The following is a 16290-nucleotide window of genomic DNA, read 5'->3' as shown; positions in this document are numbered from 1 at the left end:
CGAGGCAGGCTAAACACGTGGATAAAAAACTTGAAAAAATATTCCAAGGGAAAGTGCACGGCAAAATCGCATTAGTAACCGGGGCTTCAAGTGGCATTGGTATGACGGTCGCTAAAAAACTGGCTAGCGCAGGTGCACACGTACTCTTGGTCGCCCGTACTGAAGAAAAACTTTTAGAAGTCAAAACTGAAATTGAACAAAACGGTGGTCAGGCATCGGTGTACCCATGCGACCTGAATGACATGGAAGCGATTGATGCCGTCGCCAAACAAATTTTAGCCGATGTCGACCATATTGATATTTTAATTAACAATGCAGGACGATCCATTCGCCGCGCTGTACACGAATCGATAGATCGTTTTCATGATTTTGAACGTACCATGCAGCTCAACTACTTTGGTGCAGTACGTTTGGTCTTAAATATCTTGCCACACATGATGAAACGTAAGCACGGGCAAATCATTAATATCAGTTCGATTGGTGTTCTTGCCAATGCCACACGTTTTTCAGCTTATGTTGCGTCAAAAGCTGCACTTGATGCCTTTAGCCGCTGTTTGTCTGCTGAAGTACATTCTCACAAGATTTCCATTACAACAGTGTATATGCCATTGGTACGTACCCCAATGATTGCACCAACCAAGATTTACAAATACGTACCGACTCTGTCACCTGAACAGGCAGCAGACCTAGTCGCGTATGCAATTGTGAAAAAACCGAAGAAAATTGCCACACACTTGGGTTACCTGTCTTCACTGACGTATGCGATTGCGCCTGAAATTAACGACAAGATCATGTCCATCGGCTTTAACCTGTTCCCAAGTTCTACCGCTTCTGTTGGCGAGCAGCAAAAACTCAACTGGGTACAACGCACTTATGCACGATTATTTCCAGGTGAACACTGGTAAACAGCTATTTCGCCAAGCCTGATCAATACAGGCTTGGTTTCAATTTTTATTGTAAATTCTGCTGCTCTTCAACCAACATATACACCAAATCCAACTCAGGGCAAGCATAGCCCATCGCTGTCAATGCTGCGCTGATTTGCCCTCGATGATGCGTGCCATGATTAAACACATGTACCAAAGTTGCTGCATATGGTAATGACTTTGGCTGCCCTGCCGATGTTTGATAATTTAAATTTCCTGCCAAATCCTGTGGATCTAGCACATTTAAAAATGTGATCCAACTCAATGCCTTTTCTTGTAATGTCTGAATTAAAACATGCCGATTCTGTTCAACAATGCTATTGAGTTGAAGCGTTGGCGAATATCCTTTTGCAAAACGTGGAAACCACAATTCATGTTCACCCAGCAAAAGATGATTCAATGTTCCAAAAATACTTTGAAAAAATAAGCCACTATCCCGATAAAAATCAGCATCCGTCACATCCGCTAAAGACTGGCTTAATTTGGTCGTTGCCCAAATATTATAACGTGCCAATAACTGCAAGCTTTCTAAATTGATCATTGTTATTGCCTTATTTTCTCAATCTTTTTCTAATTGTAAGTCATAAAAAAACCTCCCCGAAGGGAGGTTTCATCAGTTCAAATTATTTTGAACCTTTAATTCCTGCTTGTAGCAACAACGCACCTAAACCACCAATTTTTTGCTCTTGTGGTTTATGGTTTTGAGGTTTTTGACCACCTTGACGTTGTGGGCGCTCACCTTGAGGGCGTGATTGTGGGCGTTTTGGTTTACGATCCGCTTGCTCCGCAGCATTTTCACGACGTGGTTGACGCTGTGCTTTCGCTGGTGCTTGCGATCCTTCAGGGCGCATACTCAAATTCACACGATGACGTTCTGCATCGACCTGAATTACACGGACTTTGACGATTTGACCTGGTTTCACCACTTTATGTGGGTCAGAAACAAATTCATTTGCCAATTCAGAAATATGCACTAAACCATCATGATGCACACCGATATCTACAAACGCGCCAAAATTAGTTACGTTTGTCACAACGCCTTCAAGTTCCATGCCTTCTGTCAACTGAGCGACTTCGGTAATATCTTCACGGAACTTGGCTGTGCGGAATTCTGGACGTGGATCACGACCTGGTTTTTCAAGCTCAGCCAAGACGTCTTTGATCGTTGGTAAACCAAACTGTTCATCAACAAATTGATCCGCATCGACCTGACGAATAATTTCAGTATTGCCAATGATATCTTTCACTGTCGTTGCTTTCGCAGCCACAATTTTTTCAACCAAGCCATAACTTTCAGGGTGAACTGCAGAAGCATCTAAAGGCTCAGAACCATCTTGAATACGCAAGAAACCCGCCGCCTGTTCAAAAGTACGCTCGCCCAAACGTGGTACTTTTTTCAATGCATGACGTGTATCAAAACGGCCATGTTCTTTACGATATTCAACGATTTGCTGAGCAATTGCTTTGTTTAGACCCGCGATATAACCCAAAATTGCCGCTGATGCAGTGTTCACATCAACACCCACTGCGTTCACACAATCTTCAACCACAGCATCCAGCGTTTTTGCCAAACCAGTCTGGTTGACATCGTGCTGGTACTGACCTACACCAATCGATTTTGGATCGATTTTCACAAGCTCAGCAAGTGGATCTTGTAAACGGCGGGCAATTGACACCGCACCACGAATCGAAACATCAAGTTCAGGCAATTCTTGTGATGCAAGCTCACTTGCCGAATAGACGGATGCACCTGCTTCACTGACAGTAATACGCGTCAATTGAAGATCAGTATTTTGCGCCATCATTTCAGCAACTACAGCTTCGGTTTCACGACTTGCTGTACCGTTACCAATCGCAATCAGTTCAACCTGATGTTCACGGCAAAGGCGTGCCAACTCGGCAATTGAACCTGCTTTATCTTCTTTTGGTGCAAATGGATAAATCGTACTGTGTGCAACTACATCGCCTGACTGGTTTACAACAGCCAATTTCACGCCTGTACGGATACCAGGGTCAACACCCAAAGTACAACGTGCTCCTGCTGGTGCAGACAACAACAAGTGGCGTAAGTTTTCAGCAAAGACATTCATCGCCTCAGCTTCAGCCGCCAAACGTTTTTCTGTCAGTAAAGAATGTTCGATTTGTGGACGAATTTTACCCAGCCAGAATAATTTCGCAGTTTGCTTTAAGAAATCTTGGCGTGTTTGTGGCTGGATTTGATCCAGATTGTATTCGGTTTCGATACGTGCCAATGCTGCATCATCTTGACCATCGACTTTCAAGCCCAAGACATTTTCTTGACGACCACGTAACATGGCCAGTAAACGATGCGATGGAACTTTGTTGAGATTTTCTGAAAATTCGAAGTAGTCGCGGAACTTTTTGCCAACTTCTTTTTTCTCATCAGAAGCCACTGCACTTTTTAAAATGGCAGTTTTTGCAAATAGCGCCTTCAATTCTGTGGTCAGCGCAATATTTTGTGCCCAGTCATCAATAATAATGTGCTGAATCGCATCAAGCTGGCTGTCGACATCTGGATAATCGGCATGTTCAAAACCTGCGACTGCAGCCGTTGGCTCAATTTGTTCAGTCAAGATTTTCTCTGCCGCATCACCTAAACCAGCCTCTCGCGCTTTAAACGATTTGCTGGTGCGTTTTGGGCGGTATGGTGCATAAATTTCTTCAAGCGCATTTTTGGTGTCTGCGGCATTGACGCGTGCCAATAAATCATCATTGAGCTTGTTTTGTTCTTGTAATGATTGAATTACTTTTTCACGACGCTCGTAGAGATCACGCAAATAACTCAAGCGCGTATCGAGCTGACGTAGTTGTGTATCGTCTAAGCCTTGGGTGACTTCTTTACGGTAGCGGGCAATAAACGGAACACTTGCACCTTCATCAATTAAGCGAATCGCAGCTTCTACTTGGTTCGGACGTACGGCAAGCTCGCTTGCCAACTGCTGAACGAGGTCAGTCATCGTGTTTGATCCCATAAGGAATAAGAACTAAAAGCAGTGATTATAAAGACCATGCTCGTAAAATCTACAGAAATTATGCCGAAAAACTAAAATTATCATCATCATTCAGTTGTTTCTTGGTTTTTCCGTTCTTAATATGAGTTATATTTGGCAAAAAGAGCTGAATAAAATCAATTGAATAAAATTTAGGTAAAATAACTCAGACGACTGTATATATTTGTTAATTTGAGCAAATTAATACATAGCCATAAGCATTATGAAAGCATTATACTCAAAGCATCGACTATTATATAAATGATAATCAAGGGAGCACTTCATGAGTTTAGTGGTACCTGCTGACAATAAAGATGTCGCACTTCACGACACCGATCGCGTTGAACGAATTTTGGTCGTAGATGATGACGTCCGTCTTCGTACTCTGTTGCAACGCTTTTTAGAAGATAAAGGCTTTGTCGTGAAAACTGCTCACGATGCCACTCAAATGGATCGCCTGTTACAACGAGAGTTGTTTTCGTTAATTGTGCTCGATTTCATGCTGCCTGTAGAAGATGGTTTAAGTATCTGCCGTCGTTTACGCCAGTCCAATATTGATACACCAATCATTATGCTAACTGCACGTGGTAGCGATTCTGATCGTATCTCTGGTCTAGATGCAGGTGCAGATGACTATTTGCCAAAGCCATTTAACCCAAATGAATTGCTTGCACGTATCCGCGCTATTTTACGTCGCCAAGTACGTGAAGTGCCTGGTGCACCAAGCCAGCATATGGAGGTGGTGAGTTTTGGCCCTTGGTCACTCGACTTATCGACTCGCACCTTGACTCGTGAAGGTCAAGTGGTCACCTTAACCACAGGTGAGTTTGCTGTCCTTAAAGCACTGGTACAGCATCCGCGTGAACCGTTGACCCGTGACAAGCTCATGAACCTTGCCCGTGGTCGTGAATGGGGTGCAATGGAACGTTCAATTGACGTACAGGTTTCTCGCTTACGTCGTTTGATTGAAGATAATCCAGCACGTGCCCGCTATATTCAAACCGTTTGGGGCGTCGGTTATGTGTTTGTTCCAGATGGTGCTGAATAATTAGGGCGGTCTTACGTGACAGCTGAACCAAATAACCCGAAGAATAATATTGTTCTCGATTCTTCGGGTTACTATGCCAAACCACGAACCCAATTTGAACGTTTTTTAGACAAACTAAAACCGCGTTCGGCTGCACTGCGCACCACAGTTCTTGTGACTTTTGTGGTGTGTTTTAGCTTGTTTATGTCGTTATGGTTTATTTGGCGTACCTTATACTTGCCTGAACTCCAACAACACGCGGGTTATCTGGCGATTGAATCCGAGATTATTCACAATCCCAATTTTAAAATTATAAACAACGGCAAAGAAATCCCTGTCGATACATGGCTCAATCAACGTTTAGGTGTTGAGTTCATGACTGATGACAGCAAGCGCCCAGCGATTGTCGATAAACCAATCGCTGACTTTTTTACCGACAGCATTAAACAAAGTCTGGCAAGTGCGATTAATGCAGATCCCAAAGACGTTACAGTCTTTTTTAAATTCAAACCCACGCCAAGTATTTGGGTACAAACTCCAAGCATGCATGGTGGATGGATTCGTGAACCTTTAAAAAATTACGCAAACTATAGTTTAGAGCTGATTTTAGGGTGGTTTTTTGGTGTCCCTATTTTATCTGCGATTATTATTTTAACTCTGGTACGTCAGCTCAACCGCCCACTGAAGCGCCTGCAAAATGCAGCCAACAGCTACAGTAAAACAGGTAAAGCCCCATTTTTAGCCACCAATCACGGCCCATTAGAAATTCGGGAAGTCAACCAGGCATTTAATCATATGATCTACACGCTTGAGCAAATCGAGAAAGACCGTCGGATTATGCTAGCGGGTATTTCACATGACTTACGCACTCCCCTGACCCGTATCCGTCTGACTGCCGAAATGCTACCCGATGAATTTTTGCGTGATGGATTGATTTATGACGTTGAAGATATGGATGCGATTTTAAATCAGTTCATTTCCTATATGCGAGATGGGTCAGATGAAGAACTTTCTGATACCGATATCAATACCTTACTGCAAGAGTTAGTCGTACAGTTTAAACCTCTGGATATTCGCTTTACGCCACAACCATTGCCTATTATTCCAGCACGAAGCTTATCACTCAAACGTCTGATCGGGAATTTAATCAATAACTCCAAACGCTATGGTGCAGAACCGATTGAACTTTCAGCCAGTGTTGATACCGACAAAATCAAGATTTGCGTAGCGGATCATGGTGAAGGTATTCCTGCCGATCAAATCGAGGAATTGATGCAACCTTTTGTACGTGGCGATAGTGCCCGTACCATTCAGGGCAGTGGTCTGGGTCTGGCAATTGTGAAACGCATTGTTGATATTCATCAGGGTGAACTGATTTTGCGTAATCGTGTTGAAGGTGGGTTTGAAGCGATTATTTTGTTGCCTGTTGCTAAAGCTGAAAAATCATAAAAGATCAACCCCTCTTTTGAACATCTGGGAAAAAGCATTGCAACCCTGAAATAAAATGATTATTTATTCATCATTTTTTATTTAGACAAAGGTTTGATTTATTTTCAATAAAACAACTGTTTTCAATGACTTAAAATTCATTTATTTACTTGATATTCATATTTATTTTAAAAATTAGACCTTAGCCTAACAAGCATGAAAATTACCTGACCAGAGGGTAGAATCGCCTCTGCATAACTTAAAAATCCATTTTTTTTGAGAGTAGAACATGTCATTAGATCGTATTCGCTTAGCTTCATTACATGACAAAGTCATTTCAGCCGAGCAAGCAGCAGAACTAATTCAGGATGGTATGACAGTAGGGATGAGCGGTTTTACTCGTGCTGGTGAAGCTAAAGCCGTACCTTTGGCTTTAGTGAAGCGCGCAAAGACAAATCCATTAAAAATTAGCCTGGTAACTGGGGCAAGTTTAGGAAACGACCTAGACAAACAGTTAACCGAAGCGGGTGTTTTAGCTCGCCGTATGCCATTCCAAGTAGACAATACACTACGTAAAGCCATTAATAATGGTCAAGTCATGTTTATTGACCAGCATTTGTCTGAAACTGTTGAACAAATGCGCGGTGACCAAATTAAACGTCCAGAAATCGCAGTTATTGAAGCCGTTGCTATTACTGAAACAGGCAGCATCATTCCAACAACCTCTGTAGGTAACTCTGCAAGCTTTGTAGAATATGCCGACAAAGTGATTGTTGAAATCAATACTTCTGTAAGTACTGATTTTGAAGGCGTACACGATATCTACATCCCTTCAGCACGTCCAAACCGTGAACCAATTCCTTTAACTTATTCTGAACAGCGCATTGGTACTACGGGTATTGATGTTGATCCTGCCAAAATTGCTGCTATTGTCTTCAATGACACTCCAGACTCTCCATCTACCGTAACTGACCCAGATGAAGAAACTCAGGCAATTGCAAACCACTTGATCGAATTCTTTGAAAAAGAAGTTGCTGCAGGTCGTTTACCAAACAATTTGGGACCTCTACAAGCAGGGATTGGTTCAATTGCCAACGCAGTATTGACAGGTTTTAAACACTCAAGCTTTGAAAATCTGGTGATGTATTCTGAAGTATTGCAAGACTGTACTTTTGAATTGATTGATGCTGGCAAAATGACATTTGCTTCAGGCTGTTCAATGACCTTGTCTGAAAAATGCGGTAACCGCGTATTTGGCAACTTGGCGCATTACAAAGACAAATTCGTACTTCGCCCACAAGAAATTTCAAACATTCCTGAAATCGTGCGTCGTTTAGGTATTATCGGTATCAATACTGCACTTGAATTCGACATTTACGGTAACGTGAACTCAACACACGTTTGCGGTACTCACATGATGAATGGTATTGGTGGTTCAGGTGACTTCGCTCGTAATGCAAACATTGCAATCTTTGTGACCAAATCAATTGCAAAAGGTGGTGCGATCTCTTCTGTAGTACCAATGGCATCTCACGTTGACCATGCCAACCATGACGTCGATATCTTAGTGACTGAGCAAGGTCTTGCCGATCTTCGTGGTCTGGCTCCACGTGAACGCGCGCGTGCTATCATCGACAACTGTGCACACCCAGCCTACAAAGATGCTTTAAATGACTACTTCAACCGTGCATGTGAACAAGGTGGTCAAACACCACATGTTCTAGAAGAAGCATTGTCTTGGCATGTAAACTTCAAAAAAACTGGCCAGATGCTGATTCAAGAGGAAGCAAACGCTTAATCATGTCTTGCAAAAAAAACGCCCAGTTGGGCGTTTTTTTATGGCTGAATACAAGCCCCTAAATCGCACAGCTTGGCTGGGGAATATCATGAACAGAATCTCGCACATTTCACTCAAGACCCAAAACTTGGACAAGATTTACACTCTGCTTGCAGATTCTTTTACCGATCTTCAACCAGGTTCAGCTTGACCCGATTGTGATGTAAAAAACCCAGCACATGCCGGGTTGAATTTAAAGTCAAAATCTGGACAGTTAGAATTTCAAACCGTATGAAACACCCAGAATGTCCTGATCCATGCTCAAATTCGCTTGTCCACCACCAAATGCTGGCGAAATTGAACCATGCACTGTTTTTTCCAGTGCACGAGTATAAGCAAGGCTGACTTCCTGCTTAGGATCAATATTCCATGTTGCGCCCACACTCACATGTTGCTGTACCACGCCTGGTGCCAAAATATTCAGAAAAGCCTGATTTGCCTGTACTGGCTGATCGTTATAGCTATATCCCGCGCGTAAAGTCAGTTTTGGCAATGCCTGATAAGTTGCAGAAATCTTATAGACATTAATATCTTTCCAGCCAAAACCCGGCCCGTTGGCTGTTCCAAAAGTATTCCCCGCCATCACCTGTGCAACATCGAGCTGATTACCCACCGATTTAACATCAGAATAATTAATACGCTGATAATCAGCAGCAACCGATAGTGTTGGCGTCAACTGATAGTTCAGCCCCACACCATAATTTTCTGGTACATCAAAACTGCCATTTTCAGCAAATAAACCTTCGTACTTTTTAAAACGGCTGGCGTGAATTTTTGAAGCATAGGTTGCCCCTACAGTCAGCCGATCATTAACTTTGGCTGACCAGCCAATACGTGCTCCAACACCCGTTGAGTCATCATTACCACGATTACTCATGGCATTTTTATCTTGGGAAAAACCACCAAACACGTCTCCACCAATCCCTTTGGCCTGAAAACGTTGATACAAAATATTGGCAGCCAGTGCAATCGACTGGTTATCTGCATATTTCCAGGAAAGAGCTGGGGAAATAAATAACTGACTTAAACTCACCCCTGCACTACCTGTATTATTAAAAGAAGCATATGGGTTCTTTTTATAATTGGTGTCCATACCACCATTACCATAAACTGCAATCCCCGCGGTCAACTGATCATTCACGGGATGGCTATAACCAAAACTCGGAATGACAAAAGATTTGCGGCTGTTCCCATCATAATGACCATCTGCACCTGCACCATTCCCTACAATATCGGCCTCACGGTCTGGCATAAACAAAGTCGCACTAGCATCGAAACGTTGCCCTATCCAGCTAAGACCTGCCGGGTTGCTGGCAATGGTTAAACTGTCCTGAAAGTTAGCAATCGATGTACCAGAATTACCTTGTGACGTCACACTATAAGCATTCATGAAATAACCATTGGTTGCGAATGCATTGGTTGCAAAGAAGGGAAGCGTTGCTACAAGAGCAAGGAATTGAGGCTTCAATTTCATGATGGACGCATATAGAGTAGTTAAGACCAACACATTATATTCTTTTTATATATCTATTTTTATAATAAAAAGTAAGATGCTTTCCATTATTTATCATATAGAAAGTAGCTCTGCCCCAGCTATAAATTCATGCTTCACATTGGATCAAATTTAAAATAAAAATTTTAAAATGAATCAATTAAACCGAATAAACAAGACAAAAAATCAGAAGCCCCAATCATGATTGAGGCTTTGATATTTCAACAAGGGTACAAGGTTAAATTTTCAACAGTACTTTAGAATTCGTATTCCATTTGCAAACGTAAGGTCGTGTTTGGTGTCGCATTGTTTGTTCCAGCCAGCAATGCAGTATTCCAGCTGATCGCCTGTTTAGTTCCTGTTTTAATTTTGCCAAACAATGCAGGGCCAATCTTAAATTCCTGCTTTGAAGAAGAGCGCCAGTTATCCCACTGCCCCACATTACCAAAAGCCTGCACACCCCAGTCCAGTTTTTCAGTATTACCCAAATGCTTTACCTGCATCTGATAATGTAATTCAGTGTCAAAAACTTCACTGGCATGTACATGTCTCTGGAACAATACATTAAAGTTGAACTGATATTGATTCCATAATGTCTGAAACATCGGGCCATAAGTCAGTTCATAACCTTCTGCGCGATCTTGTGGACGCTCTACCTCAAGTAAAAAACCAACATCGACTGGATACTTGCCTGTCTCAGTCAGCTGAAAGCGGTTTTCCCATTCCCAAGCATCAAATTTGGTAGACTCACCGGCTGGTTTGGCATACTTGGCATACACTTCTGTAAACCACCATGGCGTTGGCGTAAAACCATAACCGATAGAATAAGCAGATTCCGAACTGCTATCACGATTACGTTGCACACCTGCTTTAAAATCAATTTCGTGTTCGCCGTACTCAACCGTCGGGGTCCGCACATAGTCACTAGGGTCCGCATAAGCTGCTGTTGTTAAAAACAGGCACAATAGTGCTCCTGCCTGAAAGACACCCTTGTTAAATAACATCTTTATTTCCTTTTCCTTGAGATGGCTACAGCCAGCTGTTTACGCTGTAGCAACAAATGCCTTCATTTTTTGGCAGCAAACCAAATTACGGCGATTGAACTTAAATCAAATACGATCTGCATCAGGGTTGACCTTGCCTCATCGCTCACCACACCATGTAGTCGCATGCCTAGTACAGAATCATTACGAATCAATCCCGATAAACAAGGTCGCTTCTAGCATCGCCCTGAAAACGGTTCATTCTGTTCCGAATATGAACAACCCTTTAATTAGTTGGCAACAACTGCACCCAGTGCTGTTTCAGGATTAAATTCGCCAAAAAATTCATAGCGACCTGGTTTTAACGGGCCAATATAAATGACCGCCGTAGCTCCAGCTGGAATCCGTTTTTCACGGTGCAAGGAATGACTTTCAAATTCCTCTGGTGTGGTATCCAGATTACTGACATTCAATTTAATCCGTTGATTTGCTGTAACTTTAATTTCTTCAGGTTCAAAACGGTGATTTTTAATCACTAAAGACTGCTCGGCATCAGCGGCATGTACTTGCACCACACTTGCTGCAGAAACGAGTAAGGCACTCAGAATCAATTTTTTTACAAGAAATTTCGTACGCATTGGCGATACCTTGAGCAATTGAACATGAAACAGATCAGAATTGTCGCAATAATAAATGATAATTAATACTAATCGCAAGTGAGAATTCTTCACTATTTGACATATGGACGAGCTAGCCTGAAACAAAGGAGATGCCAAACAGTATTGATGGGTTATTGAATAAAATTTATATTTTTAATTTGCATAAATAATTTTTAAATAAAAATTAAGCTGTGAAAATATCAAACAGACAGATTTTACTGTTATATATGCAGTGCGAAAAGATAAATACCTTATAGCTTTTAAATCATTTCCAAATAAAAAAACCCCAAACTTATAGTTTGGGGTTTTTCGAATATGGTGGCGGGACCCAGGATCGAACTGGGGACACACGGATTTTCAATCCGTTGCTCTACCGACTGAGCTATCGCGCCGATTGGTTTGTATTAAGCCTGAACTTGATAAAAGTGTCAACGTAATATTTTGTTTTTAAACCCGTTTGACTAAGCTTTAAGCAAAAAAAATCCCTGATTAGGAATCAGGGATTGAAAACACAAATTCATGGTGGCGGGACCCAGGATCGAACTGGGGACACACGGATTTTCAATCCGTTGCTCTACCGACTGAGCTATCGCGCCAATGTGGGCGTATTAAACACTTTAATGCATCAAGCGTCAAGGGTTAAATTTAAAAAAAATGATATTTGCATATTTTTCCAGCACTATTTAAATGTGCTTGGAATAAGAGGTAGTTTACCCAAATGCATCAGGCAACGATGAATGGCACCGCAACCTGGAATAAAATGCTCTACCTGCTTATCCTGTTCCATCCGACAAACTTCAGCAACCAGTCGCTCGGCAACCCCGCGTCCACGGTTGGCAGGGTGTACCACGATATACTGCAAGGTACGTTCATCCCCACTCCCCGTACACCAAATTGCACCAATAATACGGCTATTAAATTCTGCGGTATAAAGTAAGGTATACTGAGCAAGATTGTGTTCAAGTTGATCAATTGCATCTTGCCCATCGCTAAATTCAGGGCTGGTATCGTATAAACGCTCAAGTTGATTGCGTATATCTTCATCGGCAATCGAAGTATAGGCATGTACGGTAATAGGCATTGATTAACCCTCCTGAGCAAATTAATATGCTGTGTTCAGTATCACAGCTATTTTTATCGCAAAATTTGACGTTTTTGAGGAATGTGTCTATGACGCAACGTATCAGTGAAGTGGTCAGAAATACCAACGAAACCAAAATTCGAGTTCGGGTTAACCTCGATGGTACGGGTCAGGGCACATTAAATACTGGAGTTCCCTTTTTAGACCATATGATTGATCAAATCAAGCGCCATGGTCTATTTGACATCGACATCCATTGTGATGGCGATCTGGAAATTGATGATCACCATACCGTTGAAGATTGTGGCATTACCCTCGGTCAGGCATTTGCCCAAGCCCTTGGCAGCAAAAAAGGCATTCGCCGCTATGGGCATTTCTATGCGCCGCTAGATGAATCCTTGTCACGCGTTGTTGTGGATATTTCGGGTCGTCCAGGATTGTTTATGGACATTCCATTTACCCGCGCCCGTATTGGTACTTTCGATGTCGATTTATTCTCCGAGTTTTTCCAAGGCTTTGTCAATCACGCACTGATGACGCTGCACATTGACAATCTGAAAGGCAAAAACAGCCACCACCAGATTGAGAGCGTATTTAAAGCCTTTGCACGCGCTTTACGTATGGCATGTGAAGTTGATCCACGTGCTGCTGACAGCATTGCTTCAACCAAAGGGAGCCTGTAATGACCCGTATCGCTTTACTTGATTATGGCATGGGCAACCTGCATTCGGCAGCTAAAGCACTCGAGCATGTCGGGGCAACAGTTGATGTTACCAATGATCCAAAGCTGATTGCACAAGCCGATAAAATCGTATTCCCTGGTGTCGGGGCAATGCGTGACTGTATTCAGGGTATGTGCGAAGCAGGCATTGATGAAGTGATTCGCAACGCTGCATTCAACAAACCTGTCTTGGCAATTTGTGTCGGTATGCAGGCTTTACTGGAAAGCTCAGAAGAAAATGGCGGCAGTGAAGCACTCGGTATTTTTGAAGGTGTGGTGAAACACTTCCCGAAAATCGAAGGCTTAAAAGTGCCACACATGGGCTGGAATCAGGTTCATCAGCTTGACCCAAGCCACCCAATGTGGAACAACATCGAACAAGATGCGCGCTTCTACTTTGTACATAGCTACTATGTTGAACCAAAAGATCAAGCCGTGGTTGCTGCAACTTGTGATTATGGTATTGAGTTCTGCACCGCAATCTTAAAAGACAACCTGTTTGCAACACAGTTCCACCCTGAAAAGAGCCATACAGCAGGTCTGCAATTACTGAAAAACTTTGTGGAATGGGATATTTAACCCCTTCATCAAACAGATCAATCGACCTATAGTGTATAGGTCGATTTTTTTTGCCATCCTACATGTCTATAGACAAAGCTACACTGACCCAACTTCCTGCTTTTCAGGGCTTAGATGCCCAGCAGATTATTGATGTTCATCAACCCGAACATTTTGAGCTGTTTGAACAACAAACCCAGCATGTTCAAGCTGTTGGTTTTGATACAGAAAGCAAACCAACTTTTCAAAAAGGTGAAACTCAAACTGGGCCACATCTGATCCAGATTGCCACTGAACATTACGCATTTTTATTTTCATACCATCAGTTTCAACACCCTGTCCTGCAGCAGCTTCTTGCCAACCCTGATATTTTAAAAGTAGGTTTCGGTCTGAAAAATGATCGTAAAATGTTGCACAAACATCAGTTACAGCTTGAGGGAATGTTTGATCTGTCACAGCAGTTCAAATCATTTGGATATCGCAATCAGATCGGGGTTCAGACTGCGGTTGCATTGTTATTCCAGCAATATTTTCCAAAATCGAAACGCGTTCGGTTATCCAACTGGAGTCAGCAGCCACTTTCAGCCATGCAACGTGCTTATGCCGCCAATGATGCCTATGCCAGCCTGAAAATCTATCTGGTGTTACAGCAAGAAAAGCTAAAATCCAAGTGATTAAAGATTAATGATTTAAAAATAGTTTGCTAAGATAAATCCCATTATTTTCTGATTGCAATTTTCATAAGGTGCTACAGCATGCTCATCATCCCAGCAATTGACCTTAAAGATGGTAAATGTGTCCGTTTGAAACAAGGACGCATGGAAGACGATACCGTTTTCTCTGACGATCCAGTAGCAACCGCAACACATTGGGTCAATGAAGGTGCACGTCGTTTACACTTAGTCGACTTAAATGGTGCTTTTGCAGGTACACCGATTCATAAAGGCGTGGTTGAAGCAATTGCCAAAGCACATCCAGATTTACCGATCCAGATCGGGGGCGGAATTCGTTCTTTTGAAACCATCGAACATTATTTAGAAGCTGGGGTTTCTTTTGTGATTATTGGCACAAAAGCAGCCAAAGAACCTGAATTTGTTGAAGAAGCCTGTAAGAAATTTGCTGGGCATATTATTGTCGGCATTGATGCCAAAGAAGGTTATGTGGCAACCGATGGCTGGGCAAATGTGCTTGACCTTAAAGCAACTGATTTGGCAAAACGCTTTGCCGATGCGGGTGTATCTAGCATTGTTTATACCGACATCGCGCGTGATGGCATGATGCAAGGTGTCAATGTTGAACAAACTGTGGCTTTGGCAGACTACTGTGGTTTACCAATTATTGCTTCTGGTGGTGTAACTGACCTTGAAGATGTACGTGCATTGAAAGGCAGAACAGGGATTTTAGGTGCAATCACAGGTCGTGCAATTTATGAAGGCACACTCAACCTACGTGATGCCCAAATCCTGCTCGATGAAGATAAAATCTAATTCTTCAGAAACGCATAAAAAAGAGCTCATCAGAGCTCTTTTTTAGTCTGCATACATGGGTTGCTCATCATTGAGTGCAATCACGCCACGTATTACCCGATACACAATCCAGATCCACGAAACGGTTGCGACCGCCCCCCAAAAGATAAACGCTGTCAATAACGTGCCAAGAAAAACATTGGGTTGATCAAAGCTAAAGAACAAATAACCAAATGGCAGCACACCGATGACATTCCAGAACAGATACCACCAGACTGTGCGGATTTGCCAGGTAAAATGACTGGCATAAATCGTGCCCTGCATTGCATCACGCTTCACATAATTGACAATCAGAGCCACAACTGCCAAAACTCCAGCAGAGAAAATCGCAAAACCATACAGCACATACAGCAGCAAAGTCAGATTTCTTTTCGACTGTAACTCAGCTTCAACGTACATTCCTCTCTCCCCGATCTAGTGCATGAACTTCGGTAACAGTACAATCAATGCACATAACAGCATGATATTCAGCACAATCGTAGCAAAATAAATTTGACGGAAAGGTTGCTTTTGGGTTTTATGACGTAACTTTTGTTGTGCAAACCACGCCGCAGGCCACCCTCCGAGCAATGAAAGTAAGTGTAAAGTTTGCTCAGGCACACGGCGCAGGTTTTGCTGTGCTGCACTTTTATCTTGCGCATACTGCCAGTAGCACAATGCATTGATCAGCAAGCTATACAACAGCAACCAACTTGGCAAAGCCCTAAGTCCAATCGCCACTAGCAAAAACAGAGCATACACTCCGATAGCTATCGTGATCGGGTGAAGTGATGAATGTGGCTTAGAAGCCAACTGGCTGGTTTGACGTGTATTTTTTGTCTGGTTTGCCTTGAGATAAACCACCTGCTTGGCACGAAAACGCCCGCGCTCATCTACAATCACCACATAATCAAGGGCGCAGCCTACAATCGGACGTGGGCCGCGCTGAGCAAAATCTTTAATATGCAAAAAGACCTGTGATTTGCTTAAATCATCAGGTTGAATAAACCCGTAACCCTGATCATCAAACCATTCAACCAAGCGCCCTTGATCACGCATTTT

16 protein-coding genes and 2 tRNA genes are annotated in these 16290 nt (G+C 42.6%); 8 read left to right on the top strand and 10 right to left on the bottom strand.

The annotated features are described in order from the left end of the window. The first annotated feature begins 17 nt into the window (after window positions 1-17). Window positions 18-905, top strand: a complete 888-nt coding sequence (locus tag P255_RS00615) for an SDR family NAD(P)-dependent oxidoreductase (protein WP_004898962.1) — start codon at window positions 18-20, stop codon at window positions 903-905. Window positions 906-951: 46 nt separating this feature from the next. On the opposite strand, the gene P255_RS00610 is transcribed toward P255_RS00615, so the two are convergent. Together P255_RS00610 and P255_RS00605 are read right to left on the bottom strand one after the other, a co-directional pair. Then, window positions 952-1464 (bottom strand): DinB family protein, encoded by a 513-nt coding sequence (locus P255_RS00610; protein ID WP_035365214.1) that lies wholly within the window; start codon window positions 1462-1464, stop codon window positions 952-954. Between the two features lie 85 nt (window positions 1465-1549). Next, on the bottom strand, window positions 1550-3904 hold the full coding sequence (locus P255_RS00605; protein WP_004898959.1) for a Tex family protein: 2355 nt from the start codon (window positions 3902-3904) through the stop codon (window positions 1550-1552). Between the two features lie 316 nt (window positions 3905-4220). Here P255_RS00605 and ompR point away from each other — a divergent pair, with 316 nt between their 5' ends. From ompR to P255_RS00590, 3 genes are all read left to right on the top strand, one after another. Further along, window positions 4221-4985 carry an osmolarity response regulator transcription factor OmpR gene (gene ompR, locus P255_RS00600; RefSeq protein ID WP_004898958.1) on the top strand — a complete coding sequence of 255 codons (765 nt, stop codon included), beginning with the start codon at window positions 4221-4223 and terminating at the stop codon, window positions 4983-4985. A gap of 15 nt (window positions 4986-5000) precedes the next feature. After that, window positions 5001-6413, top strand: a complete 1413-nt coding sequence (locus P255_RS00595; RefSeq protein WP_004898957.1) for an ATP-binding protein — start codon at window positions 5001-5003, stop codon at window positions 6411-6413. A gap of 268 nt (window positions 6414-6681) precedes the next feature. Further along, window positions 6682-8190 (top strand): succinyl-CoA:acetate CoA-transferase ScpC, encoded by a 1509-nt coding sequence (locus P255_RS00590; RefSeq protein WP_004898956.1) that lies wholly within the window; start codon window positions 6682-6684, stop codon window positions 8188-8190. Between the two features lie 253 nt (window positions 8191-8443). Here the strand turns inward: P255_RS00590 and P255_RS00585 are convergent, their stop codons facing one another. The 6 genes from P255_RS00585 to P255_RS00560 form a co-directional block, all read right to left on the bottom strand. Next, window positions 8444-9703: an OmpP1/FadL family transporter gene (locus P255_RS00585; protein ID WP_004898955.1), complete on the bottom strand. Its 1260-nt coding sequence runs from the start codon at window positions 9701-9703 to the stop codon at window positions 8444-8446. Between the two features lie 275 nt (window positions 9704-9978). Further along, the gene (locus P255_RS00580) at window positions 9979-10725 is read right to left on the bottom strand and encodes a hypothetical protein (RefSeq protein ID WP_004898954.1); all 747 of its coding nucleotides are present in this window, start codon (window positions 10723-10725) and stop codon (window positions 9979-9981) included. Window positions 10726-10994: 269 nt separating this feature from the next. Further along, window positions 10995-11342, bottom strand: coding sequence for a cupredoxin domain-containing protein (locus tag P255_RS00575; protein WP_004898953.1), 348 nt, complete (start codon window positions 11340-11342; stop codon window positions 10995-10997). 337 nt (window positions 11343-11679) lie between these two features. Beyond that, a tRNA-Phe gene (locus P255_RS00570) sits at window positions 11680-11755 on the bottom strand. Between the two features lie 128 nt (window positions 11756-11883). After that, window positions 11884-11959: transfer RNA gene (locus tag P255_RS00565), tRNA-Phe, on the bottom strand. 83 nt (window positions 11960-12042) lie between these two features. Then, the gene (locus P255_RS00560; protein WP_004898952.1) at window positions 12043-12444 is read right to left on the bottom strand and encodes an acetyl-CoA sensor PanZ family protein; all 402 of its coding nucleotides are present in this window, start codon (window positions 12442-12444) and stop codon (window positions 12043-12045) included. A gap of 89 nt (window positions 12445-12533) precedes the next feature. On the opposite strand from P255_RS00560, the gene hisB reads away from it, so the two are divergent. The 4 genes from hisB to hisA all read left to right on the top strand — a co-directional run bounded on the left by hisB (window position 12534) and on the right by hisA (window position 15210). Next, window positions 12534-13127 carry an imidazoleglycerol-phosphate dehydratase HisB gene (hisB, locus tag P255_RS00555; RefSeq protein WP_004898951.1) on the top strand — a complete coding sequence of 198 codons (594 nt, stop codon included), beginning with the start codon at window positions 12534-12536 and terminating at the stop codon, window positions 13125-13127. Then, window positions 13127-13744, top strand: a complete 618-nt coding sequence (gene hisH / locus P255_RS00550; protein ID WP_004898950.1) for an imidazole glycerol phosphate synthase subunit HisH — start codon at window positions 13127-13129, stop codon at window positions 13742-13744. Before hisB ends, hisH begins: the two co-directional genes overlap by 1 nt. 62 nt (window positions 13745-13806) lie before the next feature. Continuing rightward, window positions 13807-14397, top strand: coding sequence for a 3'-5' exonuclease (locus tag P255_RS00545; protein ID WP_004898949.1), 591 nt, complete (start codon window positions 13807-13809; stop codon window positions 14395-14397). Window positions 14398-14478: 81 nt separating this feature from the next. After that, complete coding sequence (hisA, locus tag P255_RS00540) at window positions 14479-15210, top strand: 1-(5-phosphoribosyl)-5-[(5-phosphoribosylamino)methylideneamino]imidazole-4-carboxamide isomerase (protein ID WP_004898948.1); 732 nt, start codon at window positions 14479-14481, stop codon at window positions 15208-15210. 42 nt (window positions 15211-15252) lie between these two features. On the opposite strand, the gene P255_RS00535 is transcribed toward hisA, so the two are convergent. Together P255_RS00535 and P255_RS00530 are read right to left on the bottom strand one after the other, a co-directional pair. Beyond that, a complete protein-coding gene (locus P255_RS00535; protein WP_004898947.1) occupies window positions 15253-15648 on the bottom strand; it encodes a DUF4870 family protein in 396 nt (131 codons plus the stop codon). A gap of 15 nt (window positions 15649-15663) precedes the next feature. Continuing rightward, the gene (locus P255_RS00530; protein WP_004898945.1) at window positions 15664-16287 is read right to left on the bottom strand and encodes a DUF1294 domain-containing protein; all 624 of its coding nucleotides are present in this window, start codon (window positions 16285-16287) and stop codon (window positions 15664-15666) included. Between the last annotated feature and the right edge of the window lie 3 nt (window positions 16288-16290).

It is taken from the genome of Acinetobacter brisouii CIP 110357 (assembly GCF_000488275.1).
In the GTDB taxonomy this organism is placed as follows: domain Bacteria; phylum Pseudomonadota; class Gammaproteobacteria; order Pseudomonadales; family Moraxellaceae; genus Acinetobacter; species Acinetobacter brisouii.
Note: the sequence above shows the minus strand (reverse complement) of the source record. Positions and strands in the feature narration are given on the sequence as shown.

Coding starts and splice junctions, on each gene's coding strand:
- P255_RS00605 (WP_004898959.1), bottom strand. CDS start 3,904: ATGACTGACCTCGTTCAGCAGTTGGCAAGCGAGCTTGCCGTACGTCCG.
- ompR (WP_004898958.1), top strand. CDS start 4,221: ATGAGTTTAGTGGTACCTGCTGACAATAAAGATGTCGCACTTCACGAC.
- P255_RS00590 (WP_004898956.1), top strand. CDS start 6,682: ATGTCATTAGATCGTATTCGCTTAGCTTCATTACATGACAAAGTCATT.
- P255_RS00585 (WP_004898955.1), bottom strand. CDS start 9,703: ATGAAATTGAAGCCTCAATTCCTTGCTCTTGTAGCAACGCTTCCCTTC.
- P255_RS00580 (WP_004898954.1), bottom strand. CDS start 10,725: ATGTTATTTAACAAGGGTGTCTTTCAGGCAGGAGCACTATTGTGCCTG.
- P255_RS00575 (WP_004898953.1), bottom strand. CDS start 11,342: ATGCGTACGAAATTTCTTGTAAAAAAATTGATTCTGAGTGCCTTACTC.
- P255_RS00560 (WP_004898952.1), bottom strand. CDS start 12,444: ATGCCTATTACCGTACATGCCTATACTTCGATTGCCGATGAAGATATA.
- hisB (WP_004898951.1), top strand. CDS start 12,534: ATGACGCAACGTATCAGTGAAGTGGTCAGAAATACCAACGAAACCAAA.
- hisH (WP_004898950.1), top strand. CDS start 13,127: ATGACCCGTATCGCTTTACTTGATTATGGCATGGGCAACCTGCATTCG.
- P255_RS00545 (WP_004898949.1), top strand. CDS start 13,807: ATGTCTATAGACAAAGCTACACTGACCCAACTTCCTGCTTTTCAGGGC.
- hisA (WP_004898948.1), top strand. CDS start 14,479: ATGCTCATCATCCCAGCAATTGACCTTAAAGATGGTAAATGTGTCCGT.
- P255_RS00535 (WP_004898947.1), bottom strand. CDS start 15,648: ATGTACGTTGAAGCTGAGTTACAGTCGAAAAGAAATCTGACTTTGCTG.
- P255_RS00530 (WP_004898945.1), bottom strand. CDS start 16,287: ATGCGTGATCAAGGGCGCTTGGTTGAATGGTTTGATGATCAGGGTTAC.